The sequence below is a fragment of the Aliinostoc maniaoense genome (assembly GCF_058172895.1).
The window spans coordinates 170,205-188,650 of the sequence record NZ_CP187952.1 but is presented as its reverse complement, the minus strand read 5'-3'; the positions used below and the strand labels follow the sequence as shown (position 1 = coordinate 188,650).

Sequence of the window (18,446 nt, the reverse complement as noted above, 5' to 3'; positions counted from 1 at the left end):
CAAGCCACATTTGGCACTCAGCACAAAGATGTGTGTACACCCTAGCTTCCCTAGTAGGGAAGGGGGAATTTGTAGAGACGTTTCATGAAACGTCTCTACATTGGTAGGGGAGAGGTTGGGAGAGGGGTTTTCCCGATACCGTGAAAAGTCAGAACAAACAGATAATTATCTAGTTTGCTGCGCCCAAATGCGAGTAGGTAGCCCCCAAACGTAAATGAAACCTTCGGCTGCTTTGTGGTCAAATTGATCATCAGCACCGTAGGTGGCTAAGTCAGGGGTGTAGAGTGAATTATCACTCCAACGTCCAACTATGGTGGCATTACCTTTAAACAGTTTCAAGCGGACAGTTCCAGATACTTGTTCTTGTGTCTTTTGAATAAAGGCATCTAAAGCAGCTTTAAGTGGACTGTACCATAAACCGTTGTAAACCATTTGGCTATAGGTTTCTTCAATTCCCCGTTTGTAGTGGGTAACATCTGCGGTTAAGGTGAGGCTTTCTAAATCTCTGTGGGCGTTAATTAGCACTAACATCGCTGGGGATTCATATATTTCCCGTGATTTAATCCCGACTAAGCGGTTTTCAATCATGTCAATGCGTCCGACACCATGATTTCCCACTACTTGATTCAGTTCTTGAATCAACTCTACAGGGTTTTTAGCTACACCATTGAGAGTGGTGGGAATACCATGAGTAAAGCCAATTTCTATATATTCTGGCTCATCAGGGGTATTGGCGATCGCTTTTGTCATTTCATAAATTTCTTCTGGTGGCTCAAATTTGGGATCTTCCAACACACCAGCTTCAATACTACGACCAAGCAAATTCTTATCAATACTATAAGGAGAAGACTTTTTCACAGGGGCAGGAATGCCGAATTTTTCACCATAAGCGATGGTTGCCTCACGACTCATACCCCATTCCCGCGCCGGAGCGAGAATTTTCAACTCAGGATTTAATGCTGCACAGGAGACATCAAAACGTACTTGGTCGTTACCTTTACCAGTACAACCATGTGCGATCGCATCCGCACCATATTTTTGTGCAGTTTCGACTAGTATCTTAGCAATTAACGGACGAGCCAGAGCAGTCCCCAGGGGATAGCGATTTTCATAGAGGGCATTAGCTTGAATTGCCGGAAAAGCATAGTCTTTAATAAAGCTATCTTTGACATCCGCTACTAAGGATTCACTTGCACCCGATTTCAGGGCCTTTTCTCGAACTGGTTCTAATTCATCACCCTGACCTAAATCTGCTGCTAACGTAATTACCTCTTCTACTCCCCACTCATGCTTGAGGTAGGGAATGCAAACGGAGGTATCGACTCCACCAGAATATGCCAGCACAACTTTTTTGGCGCGACCCATTTGTTTCTCCACTTAGGAAAACACCATAATTAATGAGTCAATATTATATCTAACTGCACCATGTATATTTCCTTAATGCAACAAACAAAGTTTCGGCAAGATGGGAGTGTAGGGGTAAAATCAAGTCAAAATTCAAAGATGTTAATTACGCCTGATGTGAATTAGGAAAATCGCCTATCCAATCAATAGCCTATGGGTAGGGTGTATCAAACTTGGTAGGGGCGGGTTAACAAACATCTTTCATGATTAAGTTTTGATCTTGGTGAACCCGCCCCTACAAATATCTAGGTATTCGCAAAATTTCAATTCACATTAGACGTAGGTTCGTAGTGAGGACTTTAGTCCTCTCTTAAGGACTAAATTCCTCACTACGAACTAAACATTTTTTTTTACATTACTTTACATAGTTTGGTTTTTTCAAGTCGTTCTACTTAATTCGTAATTTAAGCTAAACCTAACTGTTTCTTTAACATGATAGGGACATTCAAGGCAGTATCTAAACCCCGCACGCCTTCCCATTGCTGCTTTTCACCCCAGTGTGTGGCTTCTAAGTTGGCTTCAGTGACATCTGTATCATCAAGAATGGTATAGGAAAAATTAGCTTCCCTTAAGTCTGCACCGTTGAGCATCGCTCCACTAAGATTACTTCCACTTAAATTAGCACTGTTGAGGTTAGCAAAACTCAGGTCAGTCCCCAATAGTACAGCATCGCTCAAGTCTGCACCACTCAAATCTGCTTCGCTGAGAATACCACCACTCAAATCAGCATCATTAAGAATTACCCGACTCAGGTCAACACCACTCAGGTCTGCACCTAAAAACATTGCACCGTTAAGTTTAGCATCGTTCAGTTTAGCACCGTTGAGTTTGGCATAACTAAGGTCTGCGGCTATGAGGCTGGCTGCACTCAAGTTAGTGCTGAATAAAATCGTGTCGCTGAGGTTAGTACCATTGAGAACAGCACCAGATAAATCAGCACCACTCAAGTCAGCACGACAAAGGTCGGCATGGTTGAGGTTAACATTTTTGAGGTTAGCGTCGCTGAGATTTGCACCAAAAAGCACCGCGTTGGCTAAGTTGGCGTGGGCAATTTCTGCATCTCTGAGGTTAGCACCACTCAGGTTAACATGAGAAAGTTCTGCATGGTGGAGATGGCAACTACTGAGGTCAGCACGGCTCAAGTCTGCACGATTCAGGTTAGCACCTGTGAGGGTTGCACCTGTAAGATTTGCACTGCTGAGGTCTGCATTAGTCAGGTTAGCACCTGTGAGGTTTGCGCCACTGAGGTTAGTATCACCTAGGTTTGCCCCTGCTAGGTTGGCATTTTGAAAGTTGACACCAGTGAGGTTAGCATCTCCTAAATATGCACCTGCGAGATTAGCACCGCTAAAATTAACTCCTGTAAGGTTGGCATCTCCTAAATATGCACCGCTAAAATTAGCACCTTTAAGAAATTCTCCGACAATGTTGCTAAAGTTACCAATCTCAATAGAATCGCTGTAGTTGATCACCCGTAACATTTGGGAGGTAAAAAAGCTGTCTGTGTCTGGTTTACTGGAGGGGTAAAAATCAATTTGATCCCGTAATGCTTCTTGCTCTTGAGCGTAACGAGATAATTCTAGTAATAATATTAATACATTCAATCCTGTATATATATCTATTTGCCTGAGTCCGATCGCCTGATTTTGTGCTACCATCTCCATTAGTTTACGCTGAGGTAAGTTATCATCTGGCAACGCGTCAATAAATTCTCCCCGACACCAACGCTGATAAAAACCTTCTAAACGCTGAAGTAATAGTATTGGTTGCCAGCTATTTTCTGTAATTAGCAAATCCATCAGTTTTGCTACTATTTCTGATGTCAACGCACCATGACCTAATAAGTCATAAATCTTCGCATAAAGTTGGCGATCGCTAACATGAAATTCCTCATCTTCTCCTTTTATTGTCCACCTTTCTAGATTTGTTTGTAACTGTTGCAACAAAATATCTTTTTGTAAATTATTTTGATGAAATTTTAAAATATCTGGTTTTTGCAGTTTTCTTCTCAAAGGTAAAAACGCTCTAGACTCCAAATGATTTTTGAGGGGTCTATCTTGTGACCTTGTACCTTTGACATAATTTTGTAAAAGTTTCCAAACTTGGGGTAATTGTGACATATTATTATCCGTTAATACTAATTATTAGCGAAAATCAAGCTTTTTTTGTCATTTCTAAAAAATCAAGTATAAAATAAAGCCAAGTACCTAATTTTCCCCGTCCATTAATCACATCTGATATCAGCAAATATTTTCTTTGACAGAAATTAAATCCTTATTCTAATAATTAGGTATTTTTTCCAAAAATCTAGTCATTTTCAAGTATTTTGGCTAAAATATGATATTTACAATCGGTAATCTATCGCAATGATGTCAAAATAATACGTACTCTTTGTTACCAAAACAATTGTTAGGAAAAATACTACAGCAAAACAAAACAACTAGAGTAAAAATAATCATTAAATAATCAACTAATTTTCTCTGAACAGCTAATCTAGTAGTGAGAGCTATCACTAATAAGTAAAAATACTTAAAAGCTTCACAATACAAAAATCTTCAATCTCTAGTGAGGGTAAATGAATAATTATCTCCGCGTACCTCCGCGTTTTCCTTTGCGCCACTCTGCGTTTAAATAAAAATCGCTATAATGCCCATCCAAATCGTTATAGTAAATGATTATATTATTAGGAATCAATTAAATGAATAGATTGAGCTTTTATGTGATTTTGTTGTACACTTTTTTGTTTAGCATCACAACAGCCAATGCTAAATTAACACCACATAAAAAGTGGGTAAATGAGCAAAACAATAATTTAACAACCAAAATATCAACCGAAAACAATCAATATCAAACCCTAGGTAAAATTCTACCAACATCTAATATTAAAAATGCAAATTCTAGTAATGTCTTAATATCCAAAAAATTACTAACTCATACTTTTAATTTACCACCTCAGTCTCAGGTACAAAAACCGGGGCAAGTATGGCTAATTGATCACCAAAAACAGGTAAAAAGCGAGTCTTTTTATTGGCTAGTGCAAGATGTCAGACAGTCAGGGCAACAACCAATTTTAAAGGCTGGGAAACCCACAGATAAACCAGCTACTAAACCTAATACAGAAACTAAGCCCAAGAAAAAAGATGATTTGGAAGAATTTAGCGAAGTTACCAAAGACACCGAAAAACTAGATGGTTTATTTACCTTATATCGCCATCCAGAAAAAAATAAAATCTATCTAGAAATCAAACCAGAACAACTCAATAAAAACTACTTAGCTACCACCACACTAGAATCTGGCATTGGTGAAAGAGGGATTTATAGTGGCATACCACTGCAAGATTTTTTGTTTTATTTCCAACGGATGGATAATAAATTAAATTTTGTGGTGCGTAACGTGAATTTTCGCACACGGGAGGGAGATCCGCAAGCGCGATCGCTAGCCAGATCCTTTAGTGATTCGATTCTTTACTCGATAAACATTAAAAGCATCCATCCCGAACGTCAAACTTTATTAATTGACTTGAGTGACTTACTACTAACAGACTTAGCCGGATTAGGTTTTAGTTTAGGCATAGCACCCAACACAGAACAATCCTATTTTGGGAACGCCAAAGCCTTCCCTCAAAATTTAGAAATTGAGTCAGTATTGAACTTTGTAAGTACTGCTACCAAACAAAGCGAACAGCTAAATTTAGCATCCTTACCTGACAACCGTGCTTTTACCCTGCGAGTTCACTACAGTCTCTCACAACTACCAAACAATAATTATCGTCCCCGACTAGCTGACGAGCGTGTAGGCTATTTTATTACTGCCTACCAAGATTTATCAAAAGATGATCGGGATGATACCTTTGTACGTTACATTAATCGCTGGCATCTAGAAAAACAAAATCCCGAAGCACCCATATCTCGCCCCAAAAAACCGATAGTATTCTGGATTGATAATGCCGTACCCTTAAAATACCGCGATGCCATCAAAGAAGGGGTGTTGATGTGGAATCAAGCCTTTCTGGAAGCAGGATTTAAAGATGCCATCGAAGTGCAGCAAATGCCTGATAATGCCTCCTGGGATGCGGCTGATATTCGTTATAATACCATTCGCTGGATTAACACCGTAGATGGCTATTTTGCAATGGGGCCATCCCGTGTCAACCCATTAACTGGGGAAATTTTAGATGCAGATATTTTAGTAGATGCCAGTTTTGTCCGCTTCCTCAGAGGACAATATGAAAAGTTGGTACAACCTAACCAAATCTCAAATCGTACCTCCTTATCAGAATTAATCCGCGATCGCCGTTTGTGCAACAATAATTCCCAAGCAAGTGATCAAACTCAGCCAGATAATCTCTTACGTCGATTATCCCTATTAGCCAGTAAATACGATCTTTGCTATGGTATACAAGCAGCCAATCAATTCGCCTATGGCTCTTTGGCGATGTCACTCCTAGCAGATAAACCACCCAGCCAAGAACAAGTACAACAATATATCCATGAATACTTACGTTTAATTATTGCCCATGAAGTTGGTCACACCCTTGGTTTACGTCATAACTTCCGGGGTAGCACTTTCCTAGCACCAGAAGAAATGAATAATCCAGAAATCACCCGTAATAAAGGGTTGACAACTTCAGTCATGGACTATATTCCCCCCAATATTGCCCCCCAAGGCACAAAACAGGGAGATTTTTTCCCCAGCACAGTCGGGGTTTATGATAAGTGGGCAATTCAGTATGGCTATACACAAACTTTAGCCAAAACCCCCATTGCTGAAAAGCCAATTCTACAAGAAATCGCCAGCCAATCATATAAACCTGAGTTGAGTTATGCCACCGATGAAGACATATATCAGCTTGATCCTACTGCCGATGCTTGGGACTATAGCAGCAATGTACTTGTTTATTCCCAGTGGCAACTCGATAATTTACAACTGATGTGGCAACGTCTTAACCAACGTTATCCCCTAGCAGGAGATAGCTACAGCGATGTCAGATATCGCTTCAACACAATACTTAGTAACTACTTTGACAATATTTTTTACACCACAAAATACATTGGTGGACAATCTTTCTATCGAATGCAAGCCAGAGAAATATCATCTACCACCCAGGGAAATCAAACGCGATTACCATTTACACAAATACCAGTAGCAAAACAAAGACAAGCCTTAAAAACTCTACAAAAGTATGTCTTTGCTGAAGATGCCTTAAATTTTCCCCCAGATTTATTGAATAAATTAGCACCTTCCCGATGGCGACATTGGGGCAGTTATCCCCAAGTAGGGCGTTTAGATTATCCTATCCATGATTTAACCTTGCTATTGCAAAGTGCAGTATTAAGGGACTTACTCTCAGGTAGTCGTCTCTCACTGCTCAAAGATATCGAAATCAAAAGCCCACCAGATCAAGCATTGACTTTACCAGAATTATTTAACACTTTGCAAACAGGAATTTGGACAGAGGTACTACAACCAAAACCTGGAACACTAAAAATCAACAGTTTCCGCCGGGGTTTACAAAGGGAATATCTCGACATTTTGATTGGTATGGTACTACGTCGAGAATACGTCCCAGAAGATGCCCGTTCCCTCGCTTGGTATCAACTTAAACAATTAGATGAAAAATTATCCCAGGTAAATACTAATGACGATTATACCAAAGCTCATTTACTAGAAACCCGCGATCGCATTGAAAAAACCTTGAATGCCCCATTGCAAAGCAATTAACTAGCCATCATCAACTGGGTACACCAAATATTTTAACAGAGGGCAGGCGACTGGAAAAAACCCCTCTCCATAGCTTGCTTCTCGTAGAGTACCTCTCCCCTGCAAGGAGAAGCCACTGCGTTGGGCGGGTTTCCCGACTTGTAGCAAGTGGCGTAGAGGCTTTAAAACCTTGATTTTTCGTTGATATATCTGCTTTTTACTCCCCTCTCCGCGTCGGAGAGGGGTTGGGGGAGAGGTCAGAAAAGACTTGTCGAACTCACGTTATTTTAACAGAGGGGAGGCGATCGCACTTCGATTTCGTCACCCTCATTTTTTATCTCGTTTAGACTAGGTGACGACATTCTTAAGTTCCCATCCCCTTCAGGGGAATATAGCCCCGTAGCCCAGTGGATTTACACGTTTTCATCCCCTTTCGGGGTAATGCGATCGGAAACTAAATCGTACCCATGACGATGGGTTAGAAAATTTACCTGTTTCCATCCCCTTTCGGGGCGATTTGATCGGAAAGGAAACCAGAATTACTTCAAAGGCGGCGACAACAGTTAGTTTCCATCCCCTTTCGGGGCGATGCGATCGGAAAGTTAGAAACATTATCCTCGCGAGGTTTTTTTATGCCTTTCCATCCCCTTTCGGGGCGATGTGATCGGAAAGAGTTCACTTCTAGAAACCTTACGCAGCAAGGGTTTCAGGTGTGACAGACAAGTTAAATTAAGTTGTACAGATAAAAAGATGTCTATTAGTAAGACAAGGAAAGTGAGGAGAAAAAACAGATGGAAAACCCAATTTTAATTCATGCACAAGAGTCTCAGGGGAAAACATTCGGCGACCCCAGGCTAGTAAAAAGGGGGCCAAATTGTACGCAGCAATGGCAACACATAAAACAGTAAATATTCGGAAAATAAGTAAAAATAGAGCAGAACAAGTGGGATATTACAGATTTTTACAGAATGATAATGTAGCAATAGAAGAGTTGTCTAGTGTGTTAGGAAGTAGTTGCGCGGTAAATGTAGACGGAAAACATCTACTAGCAATTAGCGATACCAGTGAAATTAACCTCCAGTCCCATTCTCTAAGATTGAAAAAAGAGGGAATAGGAGTAGTCGGAAATAATCAAGATGTGGGGTTTTATATTCACCCAACATTAGCAATAGATGCAGAAAATGGATTACCTTTAGGAATAAGTAAAGTAAAATTATGGACTAGAGAACCAGACCACGTTGATAAGAAGCAAAGAAAATACCAAAAATTAGAGATAGAAGAGAAAGAATCCTATAAATGGATTGAGTCGGCAGAGAAAACAAAATATGCGTTTACTCTGTCTAATGTGAAAATGATAACTCATATTGGAGACAGGGAAAGCGATATATTTGAGGACTTTGTGAGAATCCCAGACCGCCAGAATCATTTATTGGTCAGAGTCTGCCAAAATCGGCGATTAAAGAATACTTCAGAATCACTATATACATACTTGAATCAGCAGCCATCTGAGGGAACTTATACTGTTGTAGTTCAAGCGGATTCACGAATTGAGAGAAAAGCAAGAGAAGCTTTGCTGATGATACGTTGTGCGCGAGTAGAAATTCAACGCCCAAGCCAATTATCTGCACAAGATTATCCTGATAGTGTACAACTTTATGCAGTTGAAGCTATAGAAGTTAATCCACCAAAAGGCCAAAAACCAATTCATTGGCGATTACTCACTACCCCGAAGCGTAGTTTGTTTAGAACAAGCATTACAAGTCATTGAATGGTACAAATGGCGTTGGAAAATTGAACAGCTTTTTGCTACTCTCAAAACTGTTGGTTTAGATATTGAATCAACTCAATTAGAGTCGATTCAATCGATTCAACGCTTAACTATCTTAGCTTTATCTGTAGCTGTGCGTATTTTACAAATGCTCGTGGGTAGGGAGCAACCTGAAATACCTGCAACCTTGGCTTTTTCTCAGGAGGAACAGCAATGTTTGCAAGCGATTTCTATAAGTGTTTGCTTTTTAAGGGGGATTTAGGGGGATCTAGATATGTGCAACTTCACATTAAATTGGTATAAGGCCTACCAACTAACAAATATCCCAAATTCTCTTGTGGGATGGGCATCTTGCCCGTCCCTTGTCTTTGGGTGTTAGTCACTCATCTAAACGCTTGCTAATTGCCTGCAATAATTCCTCAAATTCAGAATCGCTGTGAATGTCGGGGGTGAGGGTGTTCATATCTTTGAGCAGATTGGTAAGTTCGGCAATTGTCTTGCGAATTTCGGTGTATAAATCTATTTCTTCACGAAATCCTTGTAAATTAGCAGATGAAACATCTTTCATTGCTACATCTAATTTTGCTGTTTTTTCTTCCCAATGTTTAACATATTTAATTCTTTCAATAGGCTCATAAATTTGGGCATCTGCTAACACAATTGGGAAAATTCGGTTATAAAATTCACCATTTTTAGCAATTTGCACCAGTTCAAACATACAGTTTGGTGATTTTAAATATTTATCACTAATCACGGCAATTACACATTTACCGCGTCCAATCTTTGCCATGAAAGCTTTGATTAGACCTTTGTAACCTAAGTCTCGTTTATCTCGAATGATGGTGATACCTTTGCCTTGTAAAACTCCGTCTAAGCGATTCACATAGGTTTCACTGTCTCCACCCCAAGCATAAGATATGAAGATTTGTTTTTCATATTTTTCTGGTATAGGTGGAGGTATAAATTCAGGTTTTATCGTAATTGTTTCAATACCATTTAATAATTCTTGAATGCTCACTCTTTCCGCCAAACCTTGAGGAATAAAAGTTTTTTCGCCTAATTTTTCTAAGGTAAGTAAATGGTTATAGTCCACCAAAATTTCAGGTTGATTGGGGATAGGAACTTTTCCTTCTGCTTTTAAACCTTTAATAGTTTGGTGAATTGCTTCAAATTGTTCACGAATTTTGGTTAATAGTTCCCGTCTGGTTGAGTTTTGACCACTGATGGAGATGAATATCTTTTTGTCTTCTCTGTCGCATTTTACTAAGGCGCGGTTATTTTCACGTTTCAACACTATCCCGCTCCGCCACCAAGTTTGTCTATCTGCTAGGTGGTGCATTCTGACAATGAAGCGAGAAATAATACTGTTAGGAAGGATTTTGTAATGATATTGAAAGGCTAAAACATTTTCCCATTCACCTGTGGCGGGTTCTTCTTTGGGTAACAAGTCGGGGATGAGGAAGTGATTTTCGCCTGAACCATTCTCTAGAGGAAAACAGAGTTCAAACTTTTGCATCATCTCTACGATGAATAATTGCTTATCACTGGGATAGCAAGGATCTCTGAGAATGCGGTTAAGTTGCTGGTGGTTTAAAATTCCCCGCCATTGGGTGATTAGCTGATTATCGTTGAGAATTTTGTAGACACCATTTGTTACCCATGTGGGGTTGAGGACTTTTGTACCTTCTGAACGATTATCATCACGGAAGTTGAGAACAGTGCCGAAGCAGTGCAAGAATTCTAGGAGTGTAGATTGTGTTTGATATTCTGTAATTTGCTCCTCTTTACATAAATCTTCATATTCTTTGTAGGAGATGTAGTCAATATTTTCCTCTTCTTTCTTTTCTTCTAAGCGAGTTTTGACTCGAAACCAACTTTCGGGTAATGGGTCGTGAATATGATCTAAACTTGCTATTTCGCGGGTAATAATGGACTTTAATTGACTCACACCTTCACCAGTTTTACAGGAAATAGGGACAATATCTTTGATGTTGGTGTATTTTTCGCGCAGTCCCTTTTGGTCGATATCGAGGGGATGTTGATCTATTTGGTTACCAACAATAATAATTGGGGAATCAGCACCAAAGCTTTGAATAATTTTCAGCCAGTATTCTAGTTCGTTTTGTCGTTCATCTATACGCGCATTTAAGACTAATAAATAAAGGCTGCGTTTGGTGAGAAAAAATTGATGGGTGGCGTGCATGATTTCCTGTCCGCCAAAATCCCAGACGTTGAGCCGGATAGGTTGATCCTTAATCGTAACTTGCCAGGGTTGAATATTGATACCTTCTGTTTTGTTTTCGTGGGGGTCGTAAAGGTCATCAATTAGTCGTTTAACTAAGGAAGTTTTGCCGACGCTACCTTGTCCTACCAGCAATAATTTAGCTTCGTTGAGGGGTTTTTCTTGTCCGGCTTGCAGAGGGAAATAAAAGCTCAGAATTTTGGCTGGTTCACCTAATTTATCCCTTGAATCCCCTAAAATTTCCGGCGGAATTTGCAACTGAGCATTGCCTTCACCGAGTAAATTTAGCTTTTTGAGTTTGGTTAGCTTTTGTAGTGCTGAAGGTAAATTGGCTAAGTTATTATTTTCAAGGTCAAGGGTTTCAAGATTTTTGAGTTGTCCAAATTCCGGTGGCAGACTGCTCAGTTGATTACTGCTGAGGTTAAGCGTTTGCAGGTTGACCAGTTGTCCAAATTCCGGTGACAGACTGCTCAGTTGATTACTGCTGAGGTTAAGCGTTTGCAGGTTGACCAGTTGTTTCAATTCCGGTGGCAGACTGCTCAGGTTATTGTTGCTGAGGTTAAGCGTTTGCAGGTTGACCAGTTGTTTCAATTCCGGTGGCAGACTGCTCAGGTTATTGTTGCTGAGGTCGAGCGAGTGCAGGTTGACCAGTTGTTTCAATTCCGGTGGCAGACTGCTCAGGTTATTGTTGCTGAAGTCGAGCGAGTGCAGGTTGACCAGTTGTTTCAATTCCGGTGGCAGACTGCTCAGGTTATTGTTGCTGAAGTCGAGCGAGTGCAGGTTGGTGAGTTGCCCAAATTCTGATGGCAGACTGCTCAGTTTATTGTTGCTGAGGTCGAACGAACGCAGGTTGACCAGTTGTTTCAATTCCGGTGGCAGACTGCTCAGTTTAGTGTTGCTGAGGTCGAGCGAGTGCAGGTTGACCAGTTGTTTCAATTCCGGTGGCAGACTGCTCAGGTGATTGTTGCTGAAGTCGAGCGAGCGCAGATTGGTGAGTTGTCCAAAGTTTGATGGCAGACTGCTCGCTCCAATTTTATTACTGCCGAGATTGAGCGTTTGCAGGTTGGTGAGTTTGACAAATTCTGATGGCAGAGTGCTCAGTTTATTACTGCCGAGGTTGAGCGAGCGCAGGTTGGTGAGTTTGACAAATGCTGATGGCAGACTGCCGAGTTTATTACTGCCGAGATTGAGCGTTTGCAGGTTGGTGAGTTTGACAAATTCTGATGGCAGACTGCCGAGTTGATTACTGTTGAGGTCGAGCGAGCGCAGGTTGGTAAGTTGGACTATTTCCGGTGGCAGACTGTTCAGTTGATTACTGCTGAGGGAAAGCGAGCGCAGGTTGGTAAGTTGGACTATTTCCGGTGGCAGACTGTTCAGTTGATTACTGCTGAGGGAAAGCGAGCGCAGGTTGGTAAGTTGGACTATTTCCGGTGGCAGACTGCTCAGTTGATTACTGCTGAGGGAAAGCGAGTGCAGGTGTGTGAGTTGTCCAATTTCCGGTAGCAGACTGCTCAGTTGATTACTGCTGAGGGAAAGCGAGTGCAGGTGTGTGAGTTGTCCAATTTCCGGTGGCAGACTGCTCAGTTGATTATTGCTGAGGTTAAGCAAGCACAGGTTGGTGAGTTGGGCTATTTCTCTTGGCAGACTGCTCAGTTGATTACTACCGAGGTGAAGCGATTGCAGGTTGGTGAGTTGGAATATTTCTCTTGGCAGACTGCTCAGTTGATTACTGCTGAGGTCGAGCGATCGCAGGTTGACCAGTTGTTCTAATTCCGATGGCAAACTGCTCAGTTGATAACTGCTGAGGCCGAGCGAGCGCAGGTTGGGGAGTTGAACTATTTCTCTTGGCAAACTGCTCAGTTGATTACTACCGAGGTTAAGCGAGCGCAGGTTGACCATTTGTTCTAATTCCGGTGGCAGACTGCTGAGTTGATTAATGCTGAGGTCGAGTGATCGCAGGTTTGTAAGTTGAACTATTTCTTTTGACAGACTGCTGAGTTGATTACTGCTGAGGTCGAGCGATCGCAGGTTTGTAAGTTGAACTATTTCTTTTGACAGACTGCTGAGTTGATTACTGCTGAGGTCGAGCGATCGCAGGTTGCTGAGTTGGACTATTTCTTTTGGCAGACTGCTCAGATTATTGTTGTAAAGGTTGAGCCAGAGCAGGTTGGGGAGTTGAACTATTTCTCTTGGCAGACTGCTCAGTTGATTACTACCGAGGTGAAGCGATCGCAGGTTGGTAAGTTGGACTATTTTCCTTGGCAGACTGCTCAGTTGATTACTACCGAGGTGAAGCAAGCGCAGATTAGTGAGTTGACCAATTTCCGGTGGCAGAATTCTCAGTTGATTACTACCGAGGTTAAGCGATCGCAAATTGGTGAGTTTGACTATTTCTCTTGGTAAAATTCTCAGTTGATTACTGCTGAGGTGAAGCGATCGCAGATTGGTGAGTTGACCAAATTCCGGTGGCAGACTGCTTAGGTTATTATCCCGGAGGTTGAGCGATCGCAGGTTAGTGAGTTCACCAATTTCTGGTGGCAGTTTTGTTAACCCTTTGTTAGAAAGGTTTAATTCTGTAACGTTTTCTTCGGCGGCTTCTTCAATAATTTCCAGCAGTTCTTCGTTAGTCATTTACATCGTTGAAATTGATTGTCTCACCTATTTTTTCAGTTCTGACTCACGGATGTTGCAAACACCACAGTTACATAAAGTACCGTCATTGTCTGCAAGAGAAACACGACAACTAGAACCGCGTACCTGACTCCGTAGAAGCGCAAACAGATTTGCTGCAATGGTAACATGAATTTCACGTTGCTTTGAGCCAGATTCAAAAAGCACTACGGAAAACCAGCTACAAAAATGAATGTAATTCTAATTTATCAGCCGTAGCAGCGATTAACAGGGAGTTTAGGAAGTATAAAATCTTTATTTTAACTGATAATGCTTGTTGATTACTCGTGAACCTAATATACGATTCGTAAATCTAATTTCTGAGTCGTAAATCTGATTTAGAACTCGTGAATCTAATTTCTGAGTCGTAAATCTGATTTAGAACTCGTGAATCTAATTTCTGAGTCGTAAATCTGATTTAGAACTCGTGAATCTAATTTGCGGAATGTTTGGCTTGTTATTGAAAGTCCACTTTATTCTGGACTGTAGAGACGTTGCATGCAACGTCTCTACATCATTTATTTGATGCAACTTCATAGAGAATTAACCACATTTTCCACTCAGCAACCAGATATATATACACCGTAGCCTATACACCTTATATAAACAGCAAATACACTTATAACTACTCAACCTAAATAATTAAAAAATTCTGTAGCTTCACTCAAGCTAGTACATCTGCTGATTGCGTATTCTAATGGTATCTGAAGAACTAAGTGTTAATTAACATTAGTCTTTCATATTCACTACATTGCCAAAAGGAAAATTTTATGTCGCAACGCAGACGAGACTCAATTGCACTGACTAAAGCTGAACGTCGGATTGAAAGATTGCAGACAATTAATTCTGACTTAGATTTTGGTAATGGCTTGTCAGTGGCTATTTACAAAAAGATGGTTAGTGATTTACGAGATAAGTTAGCAGCTTATAATCAAGCACGAGCCATAATAGAAAAAACGCAGAATGCCTTAATAGAAGCGGAACGTGTTTTGAATGATTATTCTGAGCATATGTTATTAGGTGTTGCGTCTCACTATGGTAAAAATAGTGATGAATATGGGATGGCTGGTGGAACACGCAAATCAGACAGAAAAAAACCACGTCCATCAGTAGCTAAGTCTATGGTAGTACCTGCGGAGTCAACAACAACGGCATGAAATGTAGCAAGTGACAGTTAAGCGCAGCGCAACCCAATATTGATCTTGAAAACTCAATAGAGATGTTGGTGTTGGGTTTCCTTACATCAACCCAACTTACATGACATCTAATTTTACTCATCAATACGCTTGCTAATCACCTGCAATAATTCCTCAAATTCTGACTCGCTGTGAATGTCGGGGGTGAGGGTGTTCATATCTTTAAGCAGGTTGGTAAGTTCGGCGATGGTGTTGCGAATTTCGGTGTATTGATCAATTTCTTCTCGAAATCCCTGTAAATTAGCGGCGGAAACTCCTTTCATAGCTGCGTCTAATTCTTGGATTTGGTCTTCCCAATGTTTAATATATTTAAGTCTTTCAACAGGTTTATAAATTTGGGCATCTGCTAACACAATCGGTAAAATTCGGTGATAAAATTCACCATTATTAGCAATTTGCACCAATTCAAACATACAATTTGGAGACTTTAAATATTTATCGCTAATCACGGCAATTACACATTTACCGCGTCCAATTTTTTCCATAAAAGCTTTAATTAGACCTTTGTAACCCAAGTCTCGTTTATCTCGAATAATGGTGATACCTTTAGCTTGTAAAACTTCGTCTAAACGATTAACATAAGCTTCACTTTCTCCACCCCAAGCATAAGAAATAAAGATTTCTTGCTTAATCATTTTATGTTGTTCTCTCTCTTGTTCTAGTTGCTTTTGTAAAGGTGTAACTTGAGGGTTAATTTCCCCATATTCTCGTTCAGATGTGAACATCACATCATCAATTAATCTACGAACATCTACCATTTGATAGCTTTTGTCACACTCAACTTGGTAGCGACGAGCGTTTAAGCGTTTGTGGAGTGAGTCCAAAGCATAAAAATGAGGAATTAGCAGATTTCTGCACATTTCACAGTTACAGGGAACTAGAGTTTGATATTGCAAACGTTCATAAGATTTGTGGATTTTTTCTAGTTCATGGGTGACAACTGCCATGAGTTCTTTTTTGCGATTTCCGGCTACACGGATTTTAATTTCTCGTTGATTATAATTTTCTATGATTTCGGCGCGGGTTTGGTCTTTGTGGAGAACAACGCCTGTTCTCGAAACGAGTTTTTGCTGTTCAATCCAAGGGTGTGTTTCCACAATAAAACGGGTGAGCATACCTTTAGGCATGAAGTCATAGGTGTAGCGAAGTATTAAATTGTTGGTGTCATCCCAGTTGTAATCAGGTTGTTCAATGGAAAGTAATTGCGGTGCGATATAAGTACCGGGACGACTAGGAATTTCGTAACATAGTTTGAACCGCATCATTAAATGCAGTAGTTCATCTTGCATTTCGGCATATTCATCATTTTGCCAAATATTTTCTAGGTCATCGCGTGTAAAATAACCAAGGTTTTGCTTGACAGTATCATTTTTTAAAACTTTGTAAACAGCAGTAGTTCCCCATTCTGGTTTGAGGATGACGTAGTGTTTAAGTGTGGCATCATCTTGGAAGTGGAGAAAAACACCGAGGTCGTGTAAATAGCTGCTCAACCGGAGCATATCTTTGCGATCGCTTAAATTATTGACTCGGCAAAGATTAAAATATTCTTCTTGGGTGATGTAATTACGGGAGTAGTTTTCTAGTGCGGCTCTGACTCTCACCCAGATTTTTGGTAGTGGTGTGCCAACATGGGGAAGTCTGCTAATGTAAAGCTGAATTGCGTCTTTAATTGCTGCTAAACCGCGATTGGTGGCTAAGTTAGTAGCTAAAACTTCTTTGAGATTGGTAAACTCTCCCCGTAACTGGCGTTCATTGACTTCACATTGACAGTCTTGTTTTTCGTTTTTGATGATCAAAACTGGACTATTATCACTAAGGAGTTCAACAACATTCAGCCACCAATAAAAATCTGTGTTTTCTCTGCGGTCATCTGCTACTAAAGCATAGAGAGAACGTTTGCTGAGGAAGAATTGATGAGTTTGATGATAAATTTCCTGGCCTCCAAAATCCCAGATATTGACGCGAAAGTCTTTACTGTTAGTTTGGGTAAAATGCCAACGGATAACTTCTATACCTTCGGTTGATTTTTCATTTGCTTGGAGTTGATAATTTTCGTCTTGGATTTTTTTGGCTAAAGAAGTTTTACCTGCTTCTCCTTCGCCAACAATTAAGAATTTGACTTCATATAAAGGTTCGGTTTCAGTTGGATCTTGCACGCGGAAATAGAAATCTAGGATTTCGTTCACATCACCAGGATCTCTGTATAATTCTTTCGTCCCCAAAATTTCCGGGGGAATGGGGATAGGATTTCTACGCAGATCCAGTTTTGTGAGGTTTGTTAGTTGCCGGATTGTCGGTGGTAGACTGTTCAGTTGATTATTGCTAAGGTCAAGTGTTTGGAGGTTGGTAAGTTTTCCAATTTCCGATGGCAGACTGTTCAGTTGATTATTGTAGAGGTCGAGTGTTTGGAGGTTGGTAAGTTTTTCAATTTCCGGTGGTAGACTGTTCAGTTGATTATTGCTAAGGTCAAGTGTTTGGAGGTTGGTAAGTTTTCCAATTTCCGATGGCAGATTGTTCAGTTGATTATTGTAGAGGTCTAGGGTTTGTAAGTTTCTCAGTTGTCCAATTAGCGATGGCAGATTGTTCAGTTGATTACTGCCAATGTGTAGTGCTTGTAACTTGATGAGTTTCCCAATTTCTAATGGTAGGCTGCTCAGTTGATTACTGTAAAGATGTAGTGTTTGCAGCTTGTTGAGTTGTCCAATTTCTAATGGCAGACTGCTTAGTTGATTATTGTATAGATCGAGGGTTTGTAAGTTTGTCAGTTGTCCAATTTCTAATGGCAGACTGCTCAGTTGATTACTACCAAGGTTTAGTGCTTGCAGCTTGGTGAGTTGTCCAATGGCCAATGGCAGGCTGCTCAGTTGATTACTGTAAAGATATAGTGTTTGCAGCTTGTTGAGTTGTCCAATTTCTAATGGCAGACTGCTTAGTTGATTATTGTATAGATTAAGCGTTTGTAAGTTTGTGAGTTGTCCAATTTCCGGTGGCAGACTGCTCAATTGATTACTACCAAGGTATAGCGTTTGTAAGTTTGTGAGTTGTCCAATTTCCGGTGGCAGACTGCTCAATTGATTACTGTAGAGGTGAAGCGTTTGCAGCTTAGTAAGTTGTCTAATTTCTGGTGGCAGACTACTCAATTGATTACTGTAGAGATCGAGTGTTTCTAGGTTAGTGAGTTGTCCAATTTCTGGTGGCAGACTACTCAATTGATTGCTGCTAAGATCGAGCGATCGCAAGTTAGTGAGTTGTCCAATTTCACTAGGTAGACTCCTCAGTTTATTGTTGGCGAGGTTAAGTGATCGCAGGTTGACTAGTTGTCCAATTGCTGGTAAAAGTTTTGTTAAACCTCTGATTGAAAGGTCTAATCTTGTAACTTTGTCCTTTGCAGCTTGTGCAATAATTTGCAGCAGTTCTTCGTTAGTCATTTAAATTGTTGAAATTTAGTCTCTCACCTATTTCTTT

The 18,446-nt window shown here is 40.4% G+C and carries 7 protein-coding genes and 1 pseudogene; 3 read left to right on the top strand and 5 right to left on the bottom strand.

All coding sequences use genetic code 11. The features are described 5' to 3' along the window. Positions 1–165 precede the first annotated feature (165 nt). On the bottom strand, positions 166–1,365 hold the full coding sequence (locus tag ACPZ3T_RS00765) for an argininosuccinate synthase (protein WP_490273089.1): 1,200 nt from the start codon (positions 1,363–1,365) through the stop codon (positions 166–168). Between the two features lie 443 nt (positions 1,366–1,808). Further along, the gene (locus ACPZ3T_RS00760) at positions 1,809–3,524 is read right to left on the bottom strand and encodes a pentapeptide repeat-containing protein (protein WP_490273088.1); all 1,716 of its coding nucleotides are present in this window, start codon (positions 3,522–3,524) and stop codon (positions 1,809–1,811) included. 578 nt (positions 3,525–4,102) lie between these two features. On the opposite strand from ACPZ3T_RS00760, the gene ACPZ3T_RS00755 reads away from it, so the two are divergent. Together ACPZ3T_RS00755 and ACPZ3T_RS00750 are read left to right on the top strand one after the other, a co-directional pair. Next, positions 4,103–7,126 carry a zinc-dependent metalloprotease gene (locus ACPZ3T_RS00755; RefSeq protein WP_490273087.1) on the top strand — a complete coding sequence of 1,008 codons (3,024 nt, stop codon included), beginning with the start codon at positions 4,103–4,105 and terminating at the stop codon, positions 7,124–7,126. An 865-nt stretch (positions 7,127–7,991) separates the two neighbouring features. Then, positions 7,992–9,105: pseudogene (locus ACPZ3T_RS00750) on the top strand (IS4 family transposase); the annotation flags it as partial. Positions 9,106–9,252: 147 nt separating this feature from the next. Here the strand turns inward: ACPZ3T_RS00750 and ACPZ3T_RS00745 are convergent. Beyond that, on the bottom strand, positions 9,253–13,746 hold the full coding sequence (locus tag ACPZ3T_RS00745; RefSeq protein WP_490273086.1) for a leucine-rich repeat domain-containing protein: 4,494 nt from the start codon (positions 13,744–13,746) through the stop codon (positions 9,253–9,255). Between the two features lie 27 nt (positions 13,747–13,773). Then, a complete protein-coding gene (locus ACPZ3T_RS00740; protein ID WP_490273085.1) occupies positions 13,774–13,953 on the bottom strand; it encodes a hypothetical protein in 180 nt (59 codons plus the stop codon). A gap of 602 nt (positions 13,954–14,555) precedes the next feature. Here ACPZ3T_RS00740 and ACPZ3T_RS00735 point away from each other — a divergent pair. Continuing rightward, positions 14,556–14,942, top strand: coding sequence for a hypothetical protein (locus ACPZ3T_RS00735; RefSeq protein ID WP_490273084.1), 387 nt, complete (start codon positions 14,556–14,558; stop codon positions 14,940–14,942). A gap of 113 nt (positions 14,943–15,055) precedes the next feature. Here the strand turns inward: ACPZ3T_RS00735 and ACPZ3T_RS00730 are convergent, their stop codons facing one another. After that, complete coding sequence (locus ACPZ3T_RS00730; protein WP_490273083.1) at positions 15,056–18,409, bottom strand: leucine-rich repeat domain-containing protein; 3,354 nt, start codon at positions 18,407–18,409, stop codon at positions 15,056–15,058. Positions 18,410–18,446: the final 37 nt, after the last annotated feature.